Source organism: Bartonella sp. TP (assembly GCF_030406085.1).
Taxonomy (GTDB): domain Bacteria; phylum Pseudomonadota; class Alphaproteobacteria; order Rhizobiales; family Rhizobiaceae; genus CALTWN01.
Map to the genome: position 1 here is coordinate 111,252 of NZ_CP129002.1, position 25,981 is coordinate 137,232.

The 25,981-nt window shown below is 39.2% G+C and carries 24 protein-coding genes; 11 read left to right on the forward strand and 13 right to left on the reverse strand.

Going from position 1 to position 25,981, the window contains the following annotated elements:
* Positions 1-2 precede the first annotated feature (2 nt).
* The 3 genes from QVL57_RS00595 to tpiA all read right to left on the reverse strand — a co-directional run bounded on the left by QVL57_RS00595 (position 3) and on the right by tpiA (position 2,871).
* Positions 3-1,637, reverse strand: coding sequence for a CTP synthase (locus QVL57_RS00595; RefSeq protein ID WP_290076621.1), 1,635 nt, complete (start codon positions 1,635-1,637; stop codon positions 3-5).
* A 12-nt stretch (positions 1,638-1,649) separates the two neighbouring features.
* Positions 1,650-2,006, reverse strand: coding sequence for a preprotein translocase subunit SecG (secG, locus tag QVL57_RS00600; RefSeq protein ID WP_290076623.1), 357 nt, complete (start codon positions 2,004-2,006; stop codon positions 1,650-1,652).
* Between the two features lie 70 nt (positions 2,007-2,076).
* Positions 2,077-2,871, reverse strand: coding sequence for a triose-phosphate isomerase (gene tpiA, locus QVL57_RS00605; protein ID WP_290076625.1), 795 nt, complete (start codon positions 2,869-2,871; stop codon positions 2,077-2,079).
* 97 nt (positions 2,872-2,968) lie between these two features.
* Between tpiA and QVL57_RS00610 the strand changes: the two genes are divergently transcribed.
* Complete coding sequence (locus QVL57_RS00610) at positions 2,969-4,864, forward strand: peptidyl-prolyl cis-trans isomerase (protein ID WP_290076626.1); 1,896 nt, start codon at positions 2,969-2,971, stop codon at positions 4,862-4,864.
* Here the strand turns inward: QVL57_RS00610 and QVL57_RS00615 are convergent, their stop codons facing one another.
* The 4 genes from QVL57_RS00615 to serS all read right to left on the reverse strand — a co-directional run bounded on the left by QVL57_RS00615 (position 4,865) and on the right by serS (position 7,955).
* Positions 4,865-5,248 carry an MTH938/NDUFAF3 family protein gene (locus QVL57_RS00615; RefSeq protein WP_290076629.1) on the reverse strand — a complete coding sequence of 128 codons (384 nt, stop codon included), beginning with the start codon at positions 5,246-5,248 and terminating at the stop codon, positions 4,865-4,867.
* Positions 5,249-5,252: 4 nt separating this feature from the next.
* Positions 5,253-5,567 carry a preprotein translocase subunit YajC gene (gene yajC / locus QVL57_RS00620; RefSeq protein WP_290076632.1) on the reverse strand — a complete coding sequence of 105 codons (315 nt, stop codon included), beginning with the start codon at positions 5,565-5,567 and terminating at the stop codon, positions 5,253-5,255.
* 9 nt (positions 5,568-5,576) lie between these two features.
* Positions 5,577-6,578, reverse strand: a complete 1,002-nt coding sequence (locus QVL57_RS00625) for a M23 family metallopeptidase (protein WP_290076633.1) — start codon at positions 6,576-6,578, stop codon at positions 5,577-5,579.
* Positions 6,579-6,674: 96 nt separating this feature from the next.
* Complete coding sequence (gene serS / locus QVL57_RS00630; RefSeq protein WP_290076635.1) at positions 6,675-7,955, reverse strand: serine--tRNA ligase; 1,281 nt, start codon at positions 7,953-7,955, stop codon at positions 6,675-6,677.
* A 77-nt stretch (positions 7,956-8,032) separates the two neighbouring features.
* Between serS and rlmJ the strand changes: the two genes are divergently transcribed.
* Entirely contained in the window at positions 8,033-8,902 is an 870-nt protein-coding gene (gene rlmJ, locus QVL57_RS00635) for a 23S rRNA (adenine(2030)-N(6))-methyltransferase RlmJ (RefSeq protein WP_290076638.1), read from the forward strand.
* Here the strand turns inward: rlmJ and QVL57_RS00640 are convergent.
* On the reverse strand, positions 8,899-9,585 hold the full coding sequence (locus QVL57_RS00640) for an outer membrane beta-barrel protein (RefSeq protein WP_290076640.1): 687 nt from the start codon (positions 9,583-9,585) through the stop codon (positions 8,899-8,901). The two genes, rlmJ and QVL57_RS00640, sit on opposite strands and share 4 nt — an antisense overlap.
* 111 nt (positions 9,586-9,696) lie before the next feature.
* Here QVL57_RS00640 and uvrC point away from each other — a divergent pair, with 111 nt between their 5' ends.
* Positions 9,697-11,577, forward strand: coding sequence for an excinuclease ABC subunit UvrC (gene uvrC, locus QVL57_RS00645; protein ID WP_290076642.1), 1,881 nt, complete (start codon positions 9,697-9,699; stop codon positions 11,575-11,577).
* Between the two features lie 79 nt (positions 11,578-11,656).
* Positions 11,657-12,238: a CDP-diacylglycerol--glycerol-3-phosphate 3-phosphatidyltransferase gene (gene pgsA / locus QVL57_RS00650; RefSeq protein WP_290076644.1), complete on the forward strand. Its 582-nt coding sequence runs from the start codon at positions 11,657-11,659 to the stop codon at positions 12,236-12,238.
* 3 nt (positions 12,239-12,241) lie between these two features.
* Here pgsA and ndk read toward each other — a convergent pair whose 3' ends face one another.
* Positions 12,242-12,664: a nucleoside-diphosphate kinase gene (gene ndk / locus QVL57_RS00655; RefSeq protein WP_290076646.1), complete on the reverse strand. Its 423-nt coding sequence runs from the start codon at positions 12,662-12,664 to the stop codon at positions 12,242-12,244.
* Positions 12,665-12,736: 72 nt separating this feature from the next.
* On the opposite strand from ndk, the gene QVL57_RS00660 reads away from it, so the two are divergent.
* Complete coding sequence (locus QVL57_RS00660; RefSeq protein WP_290076648.1) at positions 12,737-14,581, forward strand: ATP-binding cassette domain-containing protein; 1,845 nt, start codon at positions 12,737-12,739, stop codon at positions 14,579-14,581.
* A 234-nt stretch (positions 14,582-14,815) separates the two neighbouring features.
* Here QVL57_RS00660 and QVL57_RS00665 read toward each other — a convergent pair whose 3' ends face one another.
* Both QVL57_RS00665 and QVL57_RS00670 read right to left on the reverse strand, forming a co-directional pair.
* Entirely contained in the window at positions 14,816-15,268 is a 453-nt protein-coding gene (locus tag QVL57_RS00665) for a DNA polymerase III subunit chi (protein WP_290076651.1), read from the reverse strand.
* A gap of 18 nt (positions 15,269-15,286) precedes the next feature.
* Entirely contained in the window at positions 15,287-16,780 is a 1,494-nt protein-coding gene (locus tag QVL57_RS00670; protein WP_354669853.1) for a leucyl aminopeptidase, read from the reverse strand.
* Between the two features lie 77 nt (positions 16,781-16,857).
* Here QVL57_RS00670 and QVL57_RS00675 point away from each other — a divergent pair, with 77 nt between their 5' ends.
* From QVL57_RS00675 to rsmA, 6 genes are all read left to right on the forward strand, one after another.
* Positions 16,858-17,973 (forward strand): LptF/LptG family permease, encoded by a 1,116-nt coding sequence (locus QVL57_RS00675; RefSeq protein WP_290076653.1) that lies wholly within the window; start codon positions 16,858-16,860, stop codon positions 17,971-17,973.
* Positions 17,970-19,172, forward strand: coding sequence for an LptF/LptG family permease (locus QVL57_RS00680; protein ID WP_290076655.1), 1,203 nt, complete (start codon positions 17,970-17,972; stop codon positions 19,170-19,172). Before QVL57_RS00675 ends, QVL57_RS00680 begins: the two co-directional genes overlap by 4 nt.
* Complete coding sequence (gene lptD / locus QVL57_RS00685; protein WP_290076656.1) at positions 19,173-21,404, forward strand: LPS assembly protein LptD; 2,232 nt, start codon at positions 19,173-19,175, stop codon at positions 21,402-21,404.
* A 95-nt stretch (positions 21,405-21,499) separates the two neighbouring features.
* Entirely contained in the window at positions 21,500-22,465 is a 966-nt protein-coding gene (locus QVL57_RS00690) for a peptidylprolyl isomerase (RefSeq protein ID WP_290076659.1), read from the forward strand.
* A gap of 4 nt (positions 22,466-22,469) precedes the next feature.
* Positions 22,470-23,486 carry a 4-hydroxythreonine-4-phosphate dehydrogenase PdxA gene (gene pdxA, locus QVL57_RS00695; protein WP_290076661.1) on the forward strand — a complete coding sequence of 339 codons (1,017 nt, stop codon included), beginning with the start codon at positions 22,470-22,472 and terminating at the stop codon, positions 23,484-23,486.
* The gene (gene rsmA, locus QVL57_RS00700; RefSeq protein ID WP_290076663.1) at positions 23,477-24,334 is read left to right on the forward strand and encodes a 16S rRNA (adenine(1518)-N(6)/adenine(1519)-N(6))-dimethyltransferase RsmA; all 858 of its coding nucleotides are present in this window, start codon (positions 23,477-23,479) and stop codon (positions 24,332-24,334) included. The genes pdxA and rsmA overlap by 10 nt, the downstream gene beginning before the upstream one ends.
* On the opposite strand, the gene gmk is transcribed toward rsmA, so the two are convergent.
* Both gmk and mltG read right to left on the reverse strand, forming a co-directional pair.
* A complete protein-coding gene (gmk, locus tag QVL57_RS00705) occupies positions 24,312-24,956 on the reverse strand; it encodes a guanylate kinase (RefSeq protein ID WP_290076665.1) in 645 nt (214 codons plus the stop codon). The genes rsmA and gmk overlap by 23 nt on opposite strands.
* Complete coding sequence (mltG, locus tag QVL57_RS00710) at positions 24,953-25,978, reverse strand: endolytic transglycosylase MltG (protein ID WP_290076667.1); 1,026 nt, start codon at positions 25,976-25,978, stop codon at positions 24,953-24,955. The genes gmk and mltG overlap by 4 nt, the downstream gene beginning before the upstream one ends.
* Between the last annotated feature and the right edge of the window lie 3 nt (positions 25,979-25,981).

A 25,981-nucleotide genomic window follows, 5' to 3' on the forward strand; every position in this document is an offset into this window, starting at 1 on the left:
TATTATTCACCTAAACGAGCCTTATATTTTAAACCAGCTTCTATAAAAGAAACAAAAAGAGGATGCGGCTCAAACGGCCTTGATTTTAGCTCTGGGTGATATTGAACACCAATAAACCATGGATGATCCTTGAACTCAACTATTTCCGGCAGAAGCCCGTCTGGTGAAAGCCCAGAAAACAACAAACCTACCGCTTCTAGCCTATCGCGATAGTCCATATTAACCTCAAACCTATGTCTATGCCGTTCACTCACAATCTCAGAACCATAAATACTTGCTGCATGACTGCCCGGCCGCAACTTTGTTTCATAAGCGCCCAACCGCATAGTACCCCCCAAATCACCCAGGGCTGTTCTCTTTTCTAGCGCTTCGCCCTTAAGCCATTCGGTCATTAGGCCAATAACCGGTTCATCACACAAGCCAAATTCTGTAGAAGAGGCATTTTTAAGACCAAGCATATTTCTAGCCACCTCGATACAAGCCAACTGCATGCCAAAACATATACCAAAAAAAGGCAGATTATGCTCACGCGCATATCTTATTGCCTCAATTTTACCTTCGGCCCCTCGCATCCCAAATGCACCAGGAATTAACACAGCATGAGAATTCTTTAAAAACTCTGCCGGATTACCCTTTTCAAAATTCTCTGCTGCCATCCACTGAATATTAACCTTGGCATAATTTGCTAGCCCGCCATGCGATAATGCCTCAATTAGAGATTTATACGCGTCTTTTAACGCGACATATTTGCCAACTATTGCGATATTTACTTCTTGCCTAGGATTATGGATTTTTTGCGAAATATTTTGCCAGATAGTTAAGTCTGGCTGCTTTGCTGTTTCTAAATGAAAAGAACGAAGAACCTCGGCGTCAAAGCCTTGCTCATGATAAAATAGCGGCACATCATAAATAGAATCTACATCTAGCGCCTGAATAACAGCACTTGGCCTAACATTGCAAAATAAAGACAGCTTTTTGCGCTCTGCCTCTGGCAAGGCTCTGTCACAACGCACCAATAAAATATCTGGTGCAATACCCAAAGACTGCAACTCTTTTACCGAATGTTGAGTAGGTTTGGTTTTTAGCTCGCCAGCCGCCGGAATATAAGGCACCAAGGTTAGATGAATAAATATGGAATCATAGCGATCTAACTCATTATGCAGTTGGCGAATAGCCTCTAAAAAAGGCATAGCCTCTATATCACCAACAGTACCACCGATTTCACATATAATAAAATCATATAGGGAATTATCTTGCACAACAAAGCTTTTTATTTCATCGGTAACGTGAGGTATTACCTGCACAGTAGCGCCAAGATAATCGCCCCGTCGCTCACGCTCTATAATGTTTTTATAAATCTTGCCTGTAGTTATACTGTCTGTTCTGCGGGCCGAAGAACCAGTAAAACGCTCATAATGGCCTAAATCCAAATCGGTTTCTGCACCGTCGTCCGTAACAAACACCTCACCATGTTGATAAGGCGACATAGTGCCAGGATCGACATTAAGATATGGGTCTAGTTTTCGCAAGCAAGTTTTATACCCACGAGCCTTTAACAACGCAGCCAGAGACGCGGCGGCTATACCTTTTCCCAATGAGGAAACTACACCACCCGTAATAAAAATATACTTTGCCATTTTGAGTCCTACCTATTTGCTGCCATTACCCTGCTTAAGTTTATTATCTGGAATCGTTATGGTAATAGGTTTAACTTGCAGGCCAGAATCCTTTAGCGGTACTGTCGCGTTAGTTGTAGGTATTTTTTGTAACACACCAGAGCCAGAAATGGCGACATTAGAAACTACAATTAGCAATAAAGTCAGTACAAAAAAACATGTAGCTAATATTGTTGTAAGTTTAGTAAGCACATTTTTAGTACCGCGCACCGACATAAAGTCCTTATTACCGCCAAAGCCTAACGCCCCACCCTCAGAAGGCTGCAGCAAGATAACTACGATAAGTGATATAACAACAAATAATTGTAAAATTAATAGAACGGTTTGCATATTTTTCTCTTTAAAATAAAAGTAACTTAACTTTATATATTACACCAATTTAGCCAATTTGCCAAACAGGCTAGCAAATATTTTTTTTGATAATGTCATATATTTGCAAAAAATCCTTTATCAACAAGCTGGCACCACCAACAAGAACGCCATTAACATGCGGCACATTTACTATAGAACCCACATTATCTGCCTTGACAGACCCCCCATAAAGCAAGGATATTTGGGCCGCCGCATTACCATAGCGGGCCAATAACTCTGCTCTGATAAAACTATGTACAGCGGCAATTTCTTCTGCCTGCGCTATGTTGCCTGTACCGATGGCCCATAACGGCTCATAAGCCACAGCAATAGACTCAATCTTTGCCATATCGCTAGGCAGGCTTTGCATTAATTGCTGTTTCAAAAAAGAAAAATGCTCACCCTTTCGCCTAACATCCTCGGTTTCACCGATACAGATAATCGGCAAGAGCCCAACATGCAATGCAATTTGCGCCTTAGCAGCAATCAACTCATTGGTCTCACAATGATATTTACGCCGCTCCCCATGCCCAAGCAACACATATGACGCACCGCTATCTTTAAGCATTAAAGCAGAAATATCGCCAGTATACGCGCCGCTTTGTTGCCAATGGCAATCTTGCGCCCCAAGCTGCAGCTCTATATTTTTAGCACAGATTATATCGCAAGCTTCATTAATAAGCGTAGCTGGCAAACACAAAACAGCGACCACTTCATCCGCTAAAAGCCCTGTTAATCCTTGTAATTGTTGCAAAGATTTTTTTAGTCCATGCATTTTCCAATTACCAACTAACATAGCTCTTGGCTTTGTATTGTTTAATCCACCGCCCAAGGGTGCTTGCATAACCTCTCCGTATATAATAGCATTAATAAGTTGCAATAAACTAATATATTCACTATAAGAATACAATAGCGTATAAAACAATATAATAGGTGTGTGAATGTTAGAAGCTCTGAGATTATTTGCAAATAGCTGGCCAGCAAAGATTTTTTTGGCACTTATAATATTAAGCTTTGCCTTTATTTGGACTGTTCCATTTTACCATAACAATTCATCTGTTGTGATGAGCTCGGGGCAATCCACTCTACCTAGAAGTGAGTTTATTTATAGAGTAAATAAGGCACTAACGAACCTTTCCATTGCCTTAAATCAAACCCACCGACTCAATGCCAGCGAAGCGGAAAGAATGGGTTTGCTACCCAATATAATGCAAGAGTTGAATTTGAACTTATTGATGAATGAAGAAGCACGCTTAATGAAGCTGAACCTTTCAGACAATACTATTGCCAAATTGCTGGCTAAAGATGAATTTTTTAGCCTAGGCGGTAGCTTTAGCAAAGATCGCTTTACCAATTATGTAAACCATATGGGGCTGCTAAAAAAAGATATAATCAATGCCTATAAAAAAGACGGTCAAAACGAGCAATTGCTAAAATCCGTAGTCGATAATCAATCCTTGCCAAAAATTTTTAAAGATTCTGCAAATAGCTACCAGCAGCAAAAAATCGACGTTGATTATCTTGTAATTAATAAAAACAATTTGCTTCCCGTAGCCAGCCCAGAAATGGAAGATGTGCAAAAATGGTTTGACCTACACAAAACCAGCTTCAATACTAAAGAATTACGGGATATAGAATTTATACATCTATCAAAAGACGCCATTGCCAAGCAACAAAGCGCTACAGATAAAGAGATAGAAGATTACTATAAAACACACCAAGATAATTACACCGTTGAAGAAATGCGGGACTATGATCTGCTTAGCGTCAAAACCAAAGCCGCGGCCGATGCGATTATAAAAAAAGATCCAAAATCTATAAATTTTGAAACTTTGCAAAAAGCAGACCCTAAAAATTTAACCCTGGAACATAAAGCAAATATCTTGAAAAAAGATTTAACAACACCTTTAAGCACAGAGATATTTACCCTATCCTCTGATGGTTACAGCAAGGTAATAGCGGATAAAAATAAATTTTATATAGCCCATCTAATTAAAGTAACCCCTAAACATATTAAACCACTAGAGCCTGAAAAAAAGTCTATAGAAGAAATAGTAAAAAAAACCAAAACCGACACAGAACTAGATAATAGCTATAAAAGAATAAATAGAGCCATGTCGGAAAAGGGTGATATAGCAAAAACCGCCGCCGATAACAAACTAGAACTACTAAGCTATACTATAGACACAGACGGAAAGCTGGGAGAAAAAACAGCCCCCATAGCTAGTCAAACAGATTGGGGCAAAATAACCCGATCTATTTTCCATGCTCACCTTAATGCAAAGCCACAAGATGTAGCCTTGAGCCAGGATGGTTATATTTGGTACAAGGTCAAAAACATTACCCCAGCTAGACAAAAAACATTTGAGGAAGCAAAAAGCGAAATCATAAAATCCTATGAAGAAGCAAATACGCAGAAAGCTATGGACAAAAGAGCAGAAGAATTACGACAAGAGCTAGATGACGGTGCTAGCGTTGCTCAGCTTGCCGAAGAAAACAATCTAGAAGTCAAACAAATAAAGGCTATAGATAGAAGCGGTGCGCATGGTAGCGGCGATACAAATATTCCGGATTCTACATATCAAACTATATTATCATACAGCAAAAATAATAATTTTGTGCAGCCCGGCGCAACTAGCGAAACTAGGCTAATATTGCATATTGCGAATATCTATAAAGGCGAGCAAACAGCTGCAAATTCAGCAGAAGATCTCGTAAAACAATTTAACGAAAGTCTAAAAAACGATCTGCTATTTGCTATAGAGCTGGAAGCAAATAAACAACATCCGCTTAAGGTTAATAATTGGGTTGTCAAGCAGCTGCTTGCAAATATGTAATCATACCGGATATAGAATTGCAGCTACGTCGCGTTCTTCGGCTAGTAATACATTATATGTCCTAACCGCGGCGCCAGTATTCATAATTTCTAGCGTACAATTACGAGCTTTCAGGGCCTCTCTAATCTCGTCGGGCACATATTCAATATCAATGCCAGTGCCCAACAATAGCAGCTGCGTATTACAATTATGCAAAAAAAACTGTTGCAACTCCGCGCTTGTAGGAATGCAAGCAGCTAATTTTATAGCATAAATAGCAGTGGGAAAGCACATAATAGCGCCTTTGTGAGAAAAATCGCCAAAGCGAAAACCACCATCGCCATACGCATCTATTGGCATACGAGCAGCGAAATAAACTGGCTTCATTTGTATTGCATCAGACATATTATTATCTGGGTAAAACTTCAGAAATAGTAGTACGCAAAACTCGTATAACCACGCCTTCAGCAATCTCAATTTCTAGCTCATCGCGGTCATCAACAGCGCGCTTTACTTTGGCAATAATACCACCAGCTGTTATTATATTATCACCGCGCTGAATACTAGACAGCATTAGCTCCCGCTTTTTTACCTGCAAGCGCTGTGGTCTAATAATCATAAAATACATTATTAGAGCCACTGCCACAAAGACCCATAAACTACCAAAATTAGCAGCAATGTCCTTAACACTCATTGATTCAGCATAGGCTGGCTGTAAAAACATAGGTGCTCCTTACTCCGGCATTGCAGATAGAAAATCCATAGGATTCACTGGCTTTAAATTATCGCGCACTTCAAAATGCACACCAGCCTCTTTTTCTTCACCGGAATTACCAGACAAAGCTATAATAGCGCCTTTTTTAACATTTTGGCCATGCTCAACCCGCAACTCACTATTATTGCCATAAACAGTAACAAAATTATTATCATGCTTGATCAATACAATATTACCAAATTCTTTTAAGCCATTGCCAGCATAAATAACCAAACCATCTGCTGCAGCATGAACAGGCGTACCAACTGGCACAGCTATATTTATACTTTTAACCGCTTGTTGATCAGGGCCAAAAAATTCCTTATTAACCTTACCATGTACAGGCCAGTCAAACTTAGCCTGCTTGGCTGAGGGAGAAGGTTCTAACTTATTTACAGCAACTATAGGCTTAGGCTCCGCTTTAGGGGCCTTTACAGCTTCTACTGGCTTAGCAGCAGCCAAAATTTCCTTGCTTGGGATAGGTGGGTAGACTACAGGCGCATCCTTAGGCACAAGTTTTTCAGGCACTATTGCTGGTTTTTTTTCTATCTTTTTTGTGTTATCTGGCTTTGGCTCAGTTTCTACAATTTTATTTGGCGTAGCAGACACAACAGACTTATTAGCAGCTGGCTTTTCTGGATAATAGAACACTTCGCCCTTTGTGTTATGCTTAACTGTCCAGTTATCATGCGAAACTTTATATGCATCTATTTCTACTGACTTCTTTGCCTTAGGCTTATGATGCTGTTTAACATGCATGGAATGCGCTGTCTTGCTACGATGTTTAACTAATACCTTATCAGCTTCTGCTACATCCGCAAAGCTAGCGTCTGCTGGCAAAATAACTTGCGTGTCTACATTAGATGACATATGCCCACCACAAGCAGATAAAGCTGAAGAAAAACACAATGCAGCAAAAAACTTTATACTAACTTTACCAAGACCAATTGAGTCTTCTTTTTGTCTTATACCTTTTGCCATGTCCACATGCCTTATTAATAAAAAAGATTATTACTAACAATCTAGTACAAGGTTATAAAGGCATATGGTAAAAGATAAGTAAATTTTTTGCCTATATTATTCTGGTTGAATAATTTTTTGCCCACGCATATAGTCCACGAGTACTTCTGGCACAATTATACTGCCATCTTCTTGCTGATAATTTTCCATTATCGCAATTAAGCAGCGTCCAATTGCAGTGCCAGAACCGTTTAAACTATGAACAAAGCGCAAATCTTTTTGTCCCTCTTCTCGATAGCGGGCATCCATGCGCCGCGCCTGAAAATCCCCGCAAAGAGAACAGCTAGAAATTTCACGGTAAGCATTCTGGCCAGGCAGCCAAACTTCGATATCATACGTCTTTTGCGCAGCAAAGCCCATATCTCCCGTACATAATACAACAGTGCGATATGGCAATTTTAACAATTCTAAGATATTCTGAGCACAATTACGCATACGCTCTAGCTCTGCCTGACTTTGGCTTGGCGTGGCTATAGAAACCAACTCTACCTTCCAAAACTGATGTTGCCTCAACATGCCACGGGTATCACGTCCAGCAGCCCCAGCCTCTGAGCGAAAGCATGGCGTAAGAGCTGTAAGGCGTATAGGCAAATCCGCAGCTGCCAAAATTTCCTTACTAACCATATTAGTAAGCGGAATTTCTGCCGTTGAAATAAGCCATCGGCCATCAGTGGTTTTAAATAAATCTTCGGTAAATTTTGGCAGTTGCGCTGTACCATAGGCCGCATTATCGCGTACTAAAAGAGGTACCGAAACTTCTCTATAGCCATGCTCGCCTACATGAATATCAAGCATAAATTGGCCTATGGCACGCTCTAGCCGCGCCAAGGCACCTTTTAAAATAGTAAATCTTGCGCCAGCCATCTGCCCAGCTTTTTCAAAATCCATTAAACCTAATTGATGTCCCAAATCGAAATGTTGCTTTGCTGTAAAAGAAAATTCAGTCGGTATACCATATTTATGTATTTCTACATTTCCGGTTTCATCGCTACCAACAGGTACATCATCAAGTGGAACATTAGGTATGGAATCTAATATAGCCCTAAGCTGTTCTGCCACCTGATTGCTTCGCTCTTCGCACAAAGCTAGCTCGGCTTTAATATCTAGCACTTTTTGCTTATGAAGCTCAGCTTGTTCAGCCTTTCCGGCTTTCATAGCGGCAGCTATCTCACTTGTTAGCTTATTTCGTTGCTCTTGCAAAACTTGCAATTTGGCTAAAGCGGCCCGGCGATCTTTATCTAGGCGCAAAATTTCAGCAGATTTCACCGACATAGAGCGCTTCGCCAAAGCCTCATCCAATAAATTTGGGTTTTCTCTAATCCACTTAATATCCAGCATTGCAGCCTCTTAATAAAATTTCGCTAGCTTTTTATAAGATTTATAATGTAAAATGCCGCTCTAGTAAAGAGCACAAAATGAACTACCGACATATATATCACGCTGGCAATTTTGCCGACATATTAAAACATATTATCCTGGCACGAATAATAGAGTATTTTAAGCTAAAAGAAAAAGCCTTTAGAGTTATAGATACCCATGCCGGGCCCGGCCTATATGATTTATTAGCGCAAGAAGCACAAAAAACTCATGAATATAAAAATGGACTAGAACGCTTTTTGGCACAAGACTTTAGCCAAACTGCGCTGGAATTACTCGCGCCGTGGCGCAATGTTATTCAACAATTTAACGAAGCAGAACAACCATTACGGTTTTATCCAGGCTCCCCATTATTAATAAGGCGCCTACTCAGAAAACAAGATCGGCTAACCGCAATAGAACTACACCCAGCAGATTTCCTGCAGCTCCAAACCAACCTTACTGGCGACTATCAAAGCAAACCCATCAAGCTAGATGGCTGGTTAGCCTTAAAAGCACAATTACCAGCAAAAGAAAAACGAGCCATTGTACTAGTAGATCCGCCATTCGAAGAGGCTGCCGAGCATCAACGCTTGGTTTATGGCTTAGCGCAAGCCTATAAAAGGTGCGCAACAGCTACTTATATTTTATGGTATCCCATAAAATACTATGCCACTCATAAAAACTTTATAAAAAGTCTAACGGAGCTAGGCATAGCAAAAATAACTAATATCGAATTATTCATTAATAGCTTTGACAAAACCATAAAAGAATCAGACAAAACAAAATTTGCCATGCCGGGTTGTGGCTTAATATTAGTAAACGCGCCTTATATACTTGCAGCTGAATTGCAAACCCTTAGCCCTTATCTAATAAAGGGCTTGGGACAAACAGAAAAAGCTAGCTTATCTGTACGAAATTTGACTTAAAATTTGGTGGCCACGCCCAAACGCAAGCTGTAATTGGCAAGCCCACTAGAAAAATCCTTGCCTAACAATCGATAGCTCTTTTGGCTAAACGTGCTTTTTCTACACTCGATTTCCCCGATAAAATTATTAATAATTTTTATATCTGCACCAGCGCCCCAAACATAACCAAAACGAAACCTGCCAGTAGATTTTCTAGTCGCATCATTAGCAGTAAAAGAAATATAATCACTGGCTAACCCTATGGTACCATAAGGCATGAAGTTTCCCATATCCAAACCCAATTTGCCCCGCAAAGAACTATCAAATCTGCGCCGCGCCACTATTTTATTATTCTTTTTTTTAGCAAAAGGCAAAGCGACATCTGCCGCCACACCATAAACCAAGGCTGCGCTTTGCAAATTCAACCCAGAAAACAACCCCAATGAAGTGACAGCGCCACGTAAATGCATCGCATCAGAAATCTTATAATTTGTTTGACCAAATCCCGCATTTATTCCTAAATAACCAGAACTCCAATTAGTAAATTGTGTCTTTGGCAAAACAGCAGGCACGCTAGCTTTTGTAGTTTGTATATTTGCAGATGACCCAGAGTTATAGTCATATAGCTGAGCCTGGGCAAAGAGATAATCAGGCGCGCCAAGCAAACCTATTATTGTACATAAAGATAATTTTTTAATACACATACTGACTCCTATATACTATACTTGTACAAATACTATAAAGCTTATATATTCTAGTAATATGCTTATAATTCCTAAACAAACGATTAAAACCTAAGCTCCATTTGAGAATCCATGTCTGCGCAACTTCACGGCACATCTTGTATAGAAAATTTTGTTAAACTACTGCCAAACAAGCCCGGTGTTTATCGCATGTTAGGTGCCCAAGGGGAGGTTTTATATGTAGGCAAGGCAAAAAATCTAAAAAACCGTGTTAGCAATTATATCCGGCAGTTGGGCCAGTCACAACGCATATTGCGTATGATTAGCGAAACCTGCAATATGGAATTTATCATCACCAAAACAGAAACAGAGGCGTTACTTTTAGAAGCCAATCTAATCAAAAAGCTAAAGCCAAGATATAATATTCTATTGCGCGACGATAAGAGCTTTCCCTATATAATATTAACCAAAGATCACAAATTTCCTGGGCTCTATAAACATCGCGGCGTAAAGGCACGCCCCGGAGACTATTTTGGGCCTTTTGCCAATGCCGGTGCCGTTAATCGTACTTTGATTAGCCTACAAAAAGCTTTTTTATTGCGCAGTTGCAGCGATTCATTTTTTACCAATCGCACTCGGCCATGTCTACTGTATCAGATAAAAAGATGCTCAGCCCCCTGCACAGATATTATAAGCCCCCAAAATTATGAAAATCTTGTAGCTGAAACTAAGGATTTTCTGAATGGTAAAGGCGAAAAAATTAGGTTAAACATCGTCGAAGCTATGGAAAACGCGTCAAAAAAGCTAGACTTTGAGCAAGCAGCAATCTACCGCGACCGACTAACTGCCCTGGCTCATATCCAAAGCGAACAAAATATTAACGACCCCAGCTTGGCACAAGCAGACTTATTTTCCCTAGCTGTAAAAGGGAACATGGCCTGTATTGAAGTATTCTTTTTTCGCTTGGGCCAAAATTTGGGCAATCACGCCTATTTCCTCAAGCTGGGAGAAGATACCTCGCCAGCGAAGATATTGTCGCAATTTATACTACAATTTTATGACAATAAACCTATAGCCAAGCAATTATTATTATCCCACGAGTTAGAGTCCTCTCAGATGGTAAAAGAAGCCCTGGCCCTAAAGGCTGGCTATAATATAACCATCACCCTGCCACAACGCGGAAAGAAAAAAATACTAATAGAGCAAGCCATAAATAATGCTAGCGAAGCATTAGCAAGGAACTTGGCCAATACAGCCAATCAGCAAAAATTATTACAAGAATTAGCCGAAACATTTGCCCTGCCCCATATACCACGGCGCATCGAAATCTACGACAACTCGCATATCATGGGCACCAATGCTATAGGCGCAATGGTGGTTTCTGGGCCAAATGGTTTTGAAAAAGACCAATATAGAAAATTCAATATCAAGAGTGAAGAATTAACCCCCGGCGATGATTTTGCCATGATGCAGGAAGTTCTAACTAGGCGATTTACCAGACTGCTAAAAGAACTAGAAGCGAATGGGCAGCAGCCAAGCGATTTACCATATTGGCCCGATCTACTAATAATTGATGGTGGCAAAGGGCAATTATCAAGCGTTATCAAAAGCCTAACAGCGCTAAATAATGAAAACATTAATATTCTAAACCATCTAAACATAATAGCGATAGCAAAAACCATAGGTAGAAATGCTGGTCTCGAGACTTTTCATATGGCCAATGGCTTTTCTTGCAATTTAGCGCCCAATTCTAGCCTATTATATTTTATAGAAAATTTACGTGATGAAGCACATCGTTTTGCAGTAAGCTCGCACCGAGTTAGAAGAAAAAAAACTATGATGCAAAATCCTTTAGACGAAATAAGCCACATAGGCACAGCCCGCAAGCGGGCTCTGTTGCATCATTTTGGCTCTGCCAAAGCTGTCGCTGGCGCTTCTGTTAAGGATTTAACAAGGGTTGAAGGAATATCCCTGCCCCTAGCACAGAAAATTTTCAACCACTTTAATGAATAGTATAAAACAGTTATAAGTTGCAACAAGCAGAAGAATACAATATAGTGAAACGGTGCCATAAAGAGCTTAGGAAACTTACATGAAAAAACATACTTTCTCATTGCCTAATATCCTGACCTATGGACGTATAGCCAGCGTACCGCTTGTAACACTATGCTTTTTTATACAAACCAATAATAGGCTCAGCGATTTTGGCCATTGGGCAGCAGTTGCTATATTTATATTGGCCGGGCTAACCGATTTTCTAGACGGTTTTTTGGCCCGAATATGGCAACAAACGTCCAGCATCGGACAAATGCTAGACCCAATTGCCGATAAGCTACTAGTTTCCTCTTGCCTGCTTTTACTTTCTGCAAATCACACTATTAGCGGGCTTAGCTTGCTAGCTGCTATTATAATATTATGCCGGGAAATTTTAGTCTCTGGGCTACGAGAATATTTAGCTGAACTAAAAATTCACGTGCCCGTATCAAGATTGGCAAAGTGGAAAACCGCAGCACAAATGGTAGCAATAATATTTTTATTAAGCGGCCCAGCTGGCGATAAAATAATGCCCGATATTAGCCTAGCTGGTCTTGCTTTGTTATGGGTATCAGCAATTCTAACCTTAGTCACCGGGTGGGAATATTTTAAACACGGTATAGAACATATACATGATTAATACTTAGCCTACGATCTCACAACCAGCAAACCAAAAACCAATCTCCTGTGCTGCGGCCTCTGCAGAATCCGAACCATGCACAGAATTTTCGCCTATCGAAAGCGCGTGCGAATGCCGTATAGTACCCGAAGCTGCTTCTGCCGGATTAGTAGCGCCCATAATCTCACGGTTTTTTGCTATAGCATTTTCACCTTCTAGCACTTGCACAATTGTTGGGCCAGAGGCCATAAATTCAGTAAGCTCTGCAAAAAATGGGCGAGATTTATGCACAGCATAAAAAGCCTCGGCCTGGCGTTTGCTCATCCAAACACGCTTCGAAGCAACAACTCGCAAGCCAGCTTCTTCTAACATTTGCGTTATAGCGCCTGTTAAATTTCTCCTAGTTGCGTCAGGTTTTATCATAGAAAATGTATGTTCAATAGCCATTTAAGATCCCTAATTAATTATATTTGCTGCAGCTTATTGCGAAATAATTAAAAAGGATTTAACATTTAGCTTATGTTAATATTAAATAATATCGCTATAAATGTCGCTGGACGTCTATTAATAGAAAATACTAGCCTTAATATCCCCTCTTCTGCCAAAGTAGGATTTGTTGGCCATAATGGTACTGGCAAATCTACACTTTTTCGAGCTATATTAGGAGAAATACCTCTGCAAGCAGGCAGCATAACTTATCCAAAGAATCTAAAAATCGGCACAGTAGAGCAAGAGGTAGAAACCGGGGACACTAGCTTGTTAGACTTAATCTTGGCGCAAGATAAAGAGCGCTATGAATTATTAGCCAAAGCAGAAAATAATGATGACCCCATGGAGATTGCCGAAATTCATGAAAGACTGGCAGATATAGATGCATATAGCGCCCCTGCAAGAGCACAAACCATCTTATCTGGCCTAGGCTTCAATGAACCGCAACACCATATGCCAGCAAAAAGCTTTTCTGGCGGGTGGCGCATGCGCGTCGCATTAGCCGCTGCATTATTTACTAACCCAGATTTACTATTGCTAGATGAACCGAGCAATTACCTAGATCTAGAAGGTGTTATGTGGCTAAGCCAATATATTAAACGCTTCAAAGGGTCTGTGATTCTAATAAGTCATGACAAAGATTTGTTAAATGAATGTGTAACGCAAATCATGCATCTTGAGCATAGCAAAATTACTCTTTGGTCTGCAAATTATGACCGATTCGTAGAGCTTCGAGCCGAGCAGCTGAATTTGCTACAAAAACAAGTACAAAAACAAGAGCAGCAACGTAAACATATAGAAAGCTTTATTGAGCGTTTTCGCGCTATTTCTTCGAAAGCGAAACAAGCGCAGTCGCGCATCAAGGCTTTGGAAAAATTAACAACCATACAAATCTTGAATGATGAATTGACCGCGCCATTTTATTTTAACGATTTCGACAAAAGCCTCTCTTCTCCATTAATAAAATTAGAAGATATTCAATTAGGCTATGGCAACAAGATTGTACTAAAAAACATCAGTTTGCGTATAGATAATGACGATAGAATAGCTTTGCTTGGCGCTAATGGTAACGGTAAATCTACTTTTGCCAAATTTATTGCTGGCAAATTGCAACAGCTCAGTGGAGACTATGTTAAAGCCCCGCAATTAAAAATCGCCTATTTTGACCAACATCACATTAATGCCTTGGCCCCAGAGCAAACAGCACTGGAGCATATCGCCCAAGCCTTTCCAGCAGAAAAAGAAGTTAAATTACGCGCTATATTGGCCAAGATAGGCTTAAATAAAGAAAAAATCTTTACACCAACAAAGAATCTATCTGGCGGCGAAAAAACACGCTTATCAATGGGGCTAGCAACGGCAACGCCAAGCCACCTTTTAATATTAGATGAACCCACCAACCATTTGGATATAGACAGTAGGCAAGCGCTTATACAAGCTATAAATGAATATAAAGGCGCCATAATATTAATCTCGCATGACCAGCATTTATTAAATGCTACCGTAGATCGTTTATGGCAAATAAAAGACGGCAGGCTGACCCAATATAACGGCACTATTGCGGAATATAAAAAAGAAATATTAAGCGCTAAGAAAAATTATGCAAAGACAGAGAAAGCCAATAAAACTGTACGGCCAAAAAACATACAAAAGGAAGTCAGGGAGTTAGCAAAAAAGTTAGAAGAAATAGCAAATAAATTAGCTATTATAGACAAAAGCCTAGCTAGTGATGAAATATATAAAGCTCTAAACTCCGAGCTCAAGCAATTAACAGCACAAAGAAAAAGTTTAGAAGAAGAAAAACAAAAATTAGAAGATCTGTGGCTAAATTATAGCGCTATAATAGAAGAAGAAGCTGCCCAAAGCCAGCCATAGAAAAACAAGCAACCCAAAGGCCCAGCTGCTCTGGATTCGTGAACCAAATAATTGCCAAACAGCAAAACTGGCTACAGAAACCAACACTATAATTAAGCCATTTAGAATAACAGGTAAATATACATTAGAAACAAGGCTGGAAAGCAAGTTTGTTCTACCCAGCAAGTATAGTAAGAAAAAACTTATTAAAGCACCATAAAGCACACTGAGCATTTGGGCTAAATAACGCATATATCAATCCACATTGTTTTTAAACCAAGAACCGTCGGTTTTTTGCTGAAAATAGGTAAGTGAATAACCCTTTCGCTTAAATTCTTGCCATTGTGCTCGAGCTTTGGTTATTTGCTGCGTAGAATTAGCCATAAACAATACTACCACGCGCTTGAATTTATCAAAATCCTCATAATCTTCACAATCGGCACCATTTACCAAAAAGCAAAGCTCGGCTCTATTTATGTTTGCTGCGCTTAGCGTTAGCAATATTGGCTGCTCTTGTGCAAATTCTTCTCCCTCAATACCATGCAGTATAAATTTGCTCCATAATTCTTGGCTAAGATTAAGCATAAAATCAGCGCCAAGCACCCGCACTATTACACGCGAATGCTGGTCCATAGCTTTGGCAAGCAATTTTGCTATAGCATCTTGTACTGTATTTTCTGTTATGTGATAAAAAAATATCTCTACCAAAATCGTCTCGCTCAGAATCTATTCATAATATTTCTGGGCAAAACGGTCAAGCAATCTTACGCCAAATCCTGTCGCCCAAGATGAGCCATAAGAATATCTTTTGGCATCAAAAGCAGTACCGACAATATCTAAATGGGCCCAAGGAGTTTCTGCCACAAAACGCTTTAAAAATTGCGCGGCTGTGATAGAAGCACCATAGCGACCGGGGCTATTTAACATGTCAGCAAATTTAGAATCAAGCATCTCATCATATTCTTCATGCAGAGGCATTTGCCACAGTTTTTCACCACTTTCTTTGCCAGCTTCTAGCAATTGGCCCCCTAAATTATCGTCATTACTAAATAAACCAGCGTAGTTTTTTCCCAAAGCTACCAATATAGCTCCAGTTAAAGTCGCCAGATTTATTATAGCGCTCGGGGCAAAATTCTCTTTAGCATAATATAATAAATCTGCTAATACCAAACGCCCCTCAGCATCGGTATTTACTATTTCTATGGTTTGTCCCGACATAGATGTTACAATATCCCCAGGGCGCATAGCCTCGGCTCCGGGCATATTTTCTACTAGACCGATAATGCCTATGGCATTTATTTTGCTTTTACACATGGCCAAAAGCTGCATTACTCCTGCTACTGCAGCGGCTCCGCACATATCACCCTTCATCGCCTCCATATTAGCCGCTGGTTTTAAAGAAATACCACCACTGTCAAAAACCACTCCTTTGCCTACAAATACTAATGGCGCTGTTTTTGCCTCTGCAGCCCCCGACCAACGCATTATTGCCATATAGGGCGGATTTTTAGAACCCTGTGCCACCGCCAGCAGTGCATTCATGCCTAGCTCTTGCAACTGTTTTTGCTCCAATATCTCTATCTTTAGCCCCTTACCAGACAAGTTTTCAATGCGTGTTTTAAATTCTGTAGTAGTTAAAATATTAGCTGGCTCATTACCTAGATCTCTGGCAAGAATCACACTTTCTGCGGTAGCTTTTGCCTTAAATAGCACCGTATTTATCGCCTCACTAGATAACATGTCGCTAACTACTAGGGTAATTTTTTGCCCCATAGGCTGTTTATCTTTTTTGCTTTTCGCCACAAAATATTTATCAAATCTATACGCACCTAAGGCCGCACCTACTAAAAAATCTATCAGCGTCTCCACATTCTTATTGTCAAAGAATATAAATGATTCTTCCCTAGTTTTTAGTAATTTGGCCGCTATAGAGCCTAATTTTACATAGCCATCGCCAGGCAGATTTGTTCCTTCGCCCGTGCCGATAAAAGCGAGCTTGGCTACATTTTTGTAGTACGGCACTGTGGTTTCGATATGAGAAAAAGCTGCTGCTTTAAAATCACTGCTTGTGTAAAAATTCTTTACAAAAGCTTTACCAAAAAGCGTATAGATAATTTCTAACCCTTCATTCTGCGCGCTATGCACAGCCATGAATCCAAGCTTTTTGCTATTATTAAGAGCCTCTGCAGAAAAATCCTTGTAATTGATTATATTAAACATTATAGCAAGCCTCCTAGTAAAATTCATATAGAATATTTAGTTTATTAAATTTAAGATATGGTATATATTCTTGCGCTATGACGCTTATAGAAAAATATATTTATCGGCATATATTAGCCTTGTTAACAGCCATCTTAGCCATAACCATAGCTATTTCCTGGTGCATAGAGACATTAGGCCGTATTAATTTTGTAACCACAAACGGTCAGGGACTATTGTCGTTTTTATATTTATCTATATTATTTTTACCAACTATTATGGTAACGGTTATACCATTTGCCCTAACAATTACCATAGCGCAAAGCCTACATATACTTAATCAAAATAGCGAAATTATTATTATAGCCAATGCTGCTGGCTCGCGTCTTTATATTTGGCGACCTATTATTGCTCTTAGCTTACTATTTTCTATTGCCATGTTTCTTCTAGCAAATCTGCTGGTGCCAATGGCGCGCATAGATATGCGCAGTATAATAGCTAATGCCAATGCAAATTTTTTAAACAATGTTATACAAGAAGACAGATTTATAGAGTTGCAAAAGAATCTCTTTATAAAAATAGGCAAACACTCTCAGCAGGCTGGAATAAACAACATAATGATAGCAGATGAGCGCGATAAAATTATGAACCGCTATTATTATGCCACCAATGGACACATCATACAGCAAGATAACAGCTCAATACTGGTAATGATAGAAGGCCAGCTGGCCAAAAGGAATAAAATAAATGGCGAAACCTCGCTAGTAAAATTTAGCTCCGCCGATTTTGATTTAGGTACACTTATGTCTACAGGTGGCAAAGGCTATCTATACCCGAAAGATCAATATCTAAGCACGCTGCTAAATTATCCTAAGCAAGCAGCTGAATATAAAAAATATGTGGCGGAGTTACATTACCGGCTCATCTCGTGGCTGTATCCTTTGGTTTTTGCTATAATCGCTCTAGCCCTTAATACAGGCCCCATAACGCATAGGGACGCCAAAAGCAATACAGCCTTGATTTCTACTGCAATGCTTGTACTAACTATATATCTACTTAGCTATGTGTTTAAGAACAAAGCGGAAACAAATCAAAATTACATAATTGCCCTATATTTAGTGCCAATAATTATTTTATTTGCTGGACAATATCTATACACTCATGCTAGAAATTTTTCTAAATTGTTTAATGGCTTGGTGCGCAATATAACATGATTGGCAAAACATTATGGCTATATATCCTAGCAAAATACATTAAAATATGTTTTTATCTGGCGCTAATAATTTGCGCTCTTTGCCTTTTAGTAGATTTTACGCAAACAGCTTCTCGCCTAAGCTCTATACCAAATTATACTGCAAAATACGCCATAATAATTTCTGGTCTACGCACCCCCTTTTTATTACTAGAAGCACTACCTTTTATAAGCTTATTGGCAGCTCTTATAGCTTTTTTCATGCAAAACAAATCATTGGAGTTGGTAATCATGCGCGCCTCCGGCCTTTCAGCCTGGCAATTTTTATTACCCATGTGTTGCGGTGCTTTTTTATTCGGCATTATCGGCATATTTATCCTAAACCCCCTCAGCGCTTATGGGCTTAATAAATCTAGCGACCTAATTTCGCAATGGCGCGGTGCCATTGGGTTAGAAAACAACAAGCCATATAACCCTTGGATAGTACAAAATAACTCTGACAAAAGCGAAACCTCCATAGGCGTAACAGCGATAAATAAACATATCAACTACCAAGACATAATTGCAAAACTAGTGGCGCTACCCCAAAGTCCAAACATAGAAAATGTTATAAATAATGTAAAACAATTGGCAAGCCAAGGAAAACAAGAGTATCTAGGGCTAATAGACGCCACCTTCATAACAATAAATAAACCAAGCTCTACTGTACCAGAATGGCGTTATGTTACAAATGCTATATTATTACCCGGCTATTGGCTATTGCTAAAGCCTATAGAGTATAATAACGAGTCTGTTCTTAATCTACCCTCTATTGTTACTATACAAACCTCTATTCAGCAAAAAGCATTAGAGGAATATATAAGAGACCCAAATGGCGTAAGCTTCTATGAATTATGCGACAAAATTACAATGGCAAAAACTTTTGGCTATAAACCTTACCCGCTGCAAATGATATTACATAAACTAATAGCGCTGCCAATATTAGATGTAGCTATGGTACTAATAGCCGCTGTTGTTTCTATAAGATTCGCCAGGTTTAACAATATAAAATTATACATGTTAGGCGGCCTAATAGCCGGGTTTTGCCTCTATTTAATCACCATATTATCCCAAGATTTCGGCAAATTAGGCATAGTTCCCCCTATAATCGCCGCATGGACGCCCGTGGTTATAGCCCTTTTCACCGGAGTTTCCTTTATTTTACGACGAGAAGATGGTTAAATGAAGCTACCTATCTATAATTATAGCGCTCGCTTATTGTTATTGCTCGCTGCTTATTTTATGCTTAGCAACGCCATAGCTGCGACTACTGCTGTGAATAACCTAACCGCAAACCAGCTTATCTACAATAAAACGCGGGACGTTGTTATTGCTAAGGGTAATGTAAAGCTTTACTACAATGGAAATCATGCAACATCTGACCTATTGCAATACAATAAACGCACCAACAAAATTTTGGCTATTGGCCATGTAACACTAACAGATAAAAACGGCAATATCATACATTCAGATAAAGCCGATCTTACAAAGGACCTTTCGTCTGGCTTTATTCAAAAACTACAGGCAGAAACGTCGCAAAACACTTATTTTACAGCCAAAGGCGCGCAGCGCCTAGCAAATGGCCGCTTAGTAATTTTTAATAATGCCTCTTATACAGCCTGCAAAAGCTGCGATACTAAGCAACAAACAGGCGCAGTTTTATGGCGTATAAAAGCCAAACAGATTATTTGGAACAAGGGCGAAAAAAAGCTAACTTTCAAAAAAAGCCATTTTGAGATTTTTGGCAACAAAGCAGCCAATTTGCCAAATTTTACCATACCGGATTATAGCGTAAAGCGATATAGTGGTTTCTTATCTCCTAGCATAAATTATAATAAATATCTGGGTTATGGTGCAATTGGCGCTTATTTCTTTAACCTAAAGCCGCAATATGACTTAACGCTACGCCTTGGCACTTATACACGACAAGGCATCATTGCCAGTGGCACATGGCGGCATCGCTTGCAAAACGGAATATATGACCTAAGCTTTGCTTATGTTCGGCAGCAGCATCCTGAAATATTCCAAAAAAACAGCGTGGATTCTAAAACACAAAACCGCTTTATGATCGGCACAAAGGCTTCCTATAATATCAATGCTAGATGGAAATTTGGTTGGGACTTATTGCTACAATCAGATGAAGATTTCTCACGCACCTACAGTATAGACAGCTACAATAAATATGTCCATGCGTCGAATCTTTATTTAGAAGGCCTAGGACGCTATAATTATTTTAAGCTAAATTTTTATCATTTTCAGGTGCAAGACCCCTATTTAGCTTATGACAGCAAGAAAAAAAATAAATATACCTATCTGCAGCCATGGGTGCTGCCAGAAATCACCTATAGTTATCGCGCGCCAAAGCCAATATATGGCGGTACCGTAAAGCTTGTTACTGACACACGCACCATATATCGCAACAATACAGACTATGGCTATCCAGGCTTTCCAGGCTCAAATACTCGCCTTAGCTCTGAGCTCAGCTGGGAAAAACTTATAATAAATAAAACTGGCTTTTTACTACGCCCACTTCTTGCTTTACGCGCTGATCTAAGAGGCGTTTACAGCAACCAAGGAAAAGACATAAACTTACCAAATAAAGCCGTACATGGCTTGGCTACCGCAGGACTAGAAATACGCTACCCCATATCAATACGAAATCAATACGGCACACAAATATTAGAACCCATCGCCCAAATTTATTTACGAAATAATCTAAAAAATGCTGAAGTTTTCGTAAATGAAGATGCGCAAGAATTAAGCTTTAATGCTTTATCGCTATTCCAACGAGATAAATTTTCTGGTTACGACAAAATAGAATATGGATCGCGCGCGAACCTAGGCTTTCGCTATTATAGCAAAATAAAAGATTACCTAAATCTGTATGCCATAGCTGGCCAGTCCTTTCAACTTTCTAGTAAAAACCCTTTTTCGCAAGATCTGCTAACGAATATATGGCAAGACTCCGGACTAGAACATCCACGCTCTGACTATGTTTCTATGATACAAATAAGCAACCCATATAATCTGTCCCTAAATATAAGCAATAGATTCTATTACAAAGATTTTTCGCTGAGAAAAACTGAAATAGATTTAAGCAAAGTTTGGTCACGCTTCAGCACAGCATTGCATTACACACAGCTAAATAAAAACACGAATCAAAGCTCAAAAGCACAAATTGCCAGCTTGGCAAATCTAAAACTTACAGAAAATTGGCAAATAGGCGCTTACCAAAATATTGACCTAACAACACATAAGTTGATAAATTTAGGTAGCTCTTTAACTTATCAAAATGATTGCTTAGCCCTAACCTTGCTATACAGCCACAACCGTGAGTTTGATAAAACCTTACCAAATAATAGTTTTGGCTTTAGACTTAATCTAAGAACTATAATGGACTTGCACAATAATTAAACCTGTAATATTAATGGCTTATTTAGAAAATTGCATTTTAATATAAGACGCTTATATGCATAAACTAAAACCAGCCTTATATAAAGATTATAAATATGTATAAATCTATAGAGAAAACTAAGTTGAAAAAAACTATTTTACCCTTAATTTTTAGCCTGATACTAGCCAACACTGTTTTTATGCAAAATGCTGTCAGCGAGGCTAAAATTAAAATAAGCGTTAACAACAATGCTATAACTGACACCGATATACAGCAACGTGTAGCCCTTTTGCACCTACAACATCAAACTGGCGACCTAGAAAATAAAGCTAAACAACAGTTAATAGAGCAAGAATTGCAAGCTTCAGAACTAAGGGCCCGCGATGCTCTGCCAAGTAATGACGAGGTGGATAATAGCTACAAGGATTTCGCGCAGAAAAATCATATGACGGTCCCACAATTATCCATGATGCTACTGAATGCAAATTTAAGTCCAGAGCATTTTAAAAACTATATTGCTACACAAATTGGTTGGCAAAATCTAGTAATAATGCGCTATAGAGCCGAAAATGCTAATAATGGGATGTTAAGCCAAACAGAAACCATACAAAGAGAACTAGCGCATGGCGGCACAAAGCCACAAGTTACAGAATATAATTTGCAAAAAGTGCTATTTGTATTGCCAGACCATCCAAGCCAAAAAGCCTTGCAACAGGCCAAAAAAAATGCGGCATATTTTAAAAAGCGTTTTTCTAGCTGTGACAGTTCTCGTGAGATAGCAGCAAATCTTCAAGATGTGATAATACAAAATGTTGGTAGTGTTTTGGCTCCACAATTACCTACTGAGTGGAAACAAATAATAGAAACCACCAAAATAGGCCATCTCACCAATGCTATACAAAGTCCTGAAGGACTAACAGCGTTGGCAATATGCTCCGCTCGTAAGGTTTCCGATGACCGTGTGGCCCAAATTGTTTATTCTATGCAAGAAACTAAGAAAAATACCCCACAACAACTAAAAACGCTTAACGATAAATATTTAGAAGAATTAAAAGCAAAAGCACGTATCGTTAATTTTTAAAACTATGAAACCACTAGCAATAAGTGCCGGAGACCCATCTGGAATAGGGTATGAACTTATAATCAAAGCTTGGTTGCAAAAAAGCAAGCAAGCTTTACCAAATTTTATCGCCATTGGCGATATTAATAGCTTTAAAAAATATGCTACAAGTTACGGACTAGAAGTAAAATTTCATCAGCTTAACCTTAAAGAATTAGAGCACAGCCAAATAGACAATTCTAGTTTGCCAATAATACAAGTAGCTAATTCTGTAACTTTTAGCCCCGGCATAGCAAAAACAGAAAATGCACCAGCTATTATCGAGGCAATTGAAAAAGCTGTAGATTTGGTGAATAAAAAAATTTGTGGAGCCGTAGTCACCTGCCCCATAGCAAAAAACAATCTATATAAGGCTGGCTTTACTTATGCTGGCCATACAGAATTTTTAGCCTATCTAGCCCAGAAATTTGACGCTAATGGCAAAACATTTCTACCAGTAATGATGTTAAAAGGCGATAAATTAACAACCGTACCAGTTACAATCCATACGTCATTAGCAACTGTGCCAAAACTGCTAACAAAAGAATCCATATTAAACTTAAGCCGCATAGTACACTACGATATGAAGAAGCGCTTTAATATAAAAAACCCGCGACTTGCTTTCGCTGGACTAAATCCGCATGCGGGTGAAGAAGGCAGCATGGGGCAAGAAGAACAAACAATTATTACTCCAGCTATCAAAGAATTGCAAAAAGAAAATATCTTAGCCTCTGGGCCGTTTCCAGCAGACAGCTTATTTAATGAAACAGCCCGCAAAAACTATGACGTCGCAATATGCATGTATCACGACCAAGCACTGATTCCTATAAAAACCTTGGAATTTGATAGCGCAGTAAACATTACTTTAGGTTTGCCATTTATCAGAACTTCGCCCGATCATGGTACTGCCTTCGATATAGCAGGAAAAAACTTAGCAAACCCAGCAAGCTTGATAAAAGCTATGCAAATCGCAGCACAAATGGCCAATATCCAATGCCAATAAAAAACTTACCCCCCCTACGCGATATAATTAAAGAATTTAATTTATCCGCAAATAAATCACTTGGCCAAAATTTTTTGCTAGACAGCAATGTAACAGCAAAAATTGCTAGCCTTGCCGACCCGTTAGAAAATAATTATGTCATAGAAATTGGCCCTGGCCCTGGTGGGCTAACCAGAGCGCTATTAGACCGCGGGGCCAAAATCATCGCAATAGAAACAGACGAGCGATTTCGCCCTGTTTTAACAAATTTAAGCAAGGCATATAATAATAACTTAGAAGTAATCTATGGTGACGCCTTAAAGCAAAACTATAGCGAAATTGCGGCCAAATGCACGACCAAACCAAAAATCATTGCAAACCTGCCATATAATATAGCAACACAGCTTTTGCTCAATTGGCTAGTACAACCAAGCTGGCCACCATTTTATGAATCACTTATTTTAATGTTTCAAAAAGAAGTAGCAGAGCGTATCACCGCTCAAGCAGGTCAAAAAGCCTATGGCCGATTAAGCATTTTAGCAAATTGGCGTTGTTATATAAAAATTATCTATAATTTACCGGCGGCAGCTTTTACGCCACGTCCAAAAGTAGATTCTGCGATAGTACAACTAATACCCAAAACAAAAATTCTTAATTGCAATGTAGAAAGCTTAGAGAAGATTACCTTTGCTACCTTTTCGCAAAGAAGAAAAATGCTAAGACAAAGTCTTAAAAATTTAGGCGGCATAAAGCTTATCGAGTCAGCCAAAATAAACCCCGAACGCCGACCAGAAACGCTAACGCTAGAAGAGTTTGTAGCCCTAGCAAAAAATTGGCAAAAAGCTACTAACCCGCGCTCTTTACCTTGAGTTTATCTAAAAAATCCACTACCCATAAAGCTCGCTTTCGTTTTAGAGTTTCAGCCTCATAAATCGCATTTAATTGTTGATAAGTTTGGTCCAACGTCTCGTTAATCAATACGTAATCAAACCTATCGCTATGCTCCATCTCTTTATAAGCATTTTTGATACGCTGCTCTATAACCTCTGCAGTGTCTTCAGACCTATTCATTAATCTTTGACGAAGATTCTCTATTGATGGCGGCAATATAAAAACAGAGACCAAATGCTCTGGCATATTTTGCTGCAATTGCAGCATACCACAGTAATCTATGTCAAATAATAAATCTTGCCCGCTATTTATAGAATCCAAAACGGTCTTTGTAAAACTACCATAATAATTTCCATGAACCTCCGCCCATTCAATAAAGGCGCCTTTATCTATTAACACCTTAAACTCTTGTACAGTAAAAAAATAATAATCCTGCCCATGTTTTTCACCCCCACGCGGGGCTCTAGTAGTAGCACTTATAGAGATAGTTAGCGCCAAATTTTCTCGCATCAATCTTGCTAAAGTCGACTTACCTGCTCCCGAAGGTGAAGATAAGACAAAAAGCATGCCTTGTCGTTTTGCCGAAATATTTTCTATCATGCTCCGCCTCCACTAACTGCCAATTGCTTGGCCGACCTTATAATTTTTTCATGAATACGCAATTTTTTTACCACCAAATTATGATCTTCTAAATTAGTAGAAAAAATATGCTTGCCGCTACCGTCAGCAGCAAAATACAAATAGTGGGTTTTTGCAGGGTGCGCCGCAGCCCATAAAGACTTGCGCCCCGGATTTGCTATTGCTCCAACTGGCAGGCCAAAAATTTTATAAGTATTATAAGCATTATCATTTGCCAAATCAGAGATATAAATTGGTTCTTTAGGCGGCTTGCCCTTTCCACCATACCTACCATAAATCACCGTAGCATCTGATTGCAAACGCATATTTTGTGCTAAGCGATTATAAAACACCGAGGCGACCAAAGGGCGCTCTGCATCTAGGCTAGTTTCTTTTTCTATAATTGAAGCCAAAATTATAAGCTGGTCCGAATCTTTTAGCGGCAATGACATATCTCGATGCTGCCATATATCCCCGACAAGCTTACGCTGCTTAACCGTTAAGCGGCGCACAAGCTGCTCTCTAGTTTGGCCACGCAAAAACTTTAAGGTATCGGCCAATAAGCTACCTTCTTTCGGTAAATTTTGTGGCAAATTACCCGTTAAAGCAGCTTCAGATTGCAATTTTTGCATAATCTGCTCTACCGTAAGTCCCTCTGCAATCGTAAAACTACGCTCAAATAGCTTTCCCGAAATGAGATGTGACAATATATCATGCATAGAGCTGTGCGCTGGAAATTTATATTCACCAGCCCTGAGCTTAAACCCACCGCCATATAAGCGAGCGAATAATTTAAAATAAAAGGCTGATTTAATTAAATTTTCTTTTTTCAGCTGATGCGCAACTACTGCAATATTAGCGCCGTTATTCACCACAAAAAAACTATCATATATCGCAGGCCCATCTTGAGCAAAAACCTTATGCCCATAATAAACAACACTACTAACGCAAAGACCTAGAAGCAAAAATAGTATAGCTAATGGTAAAACAAATTTTTTATACAAAGC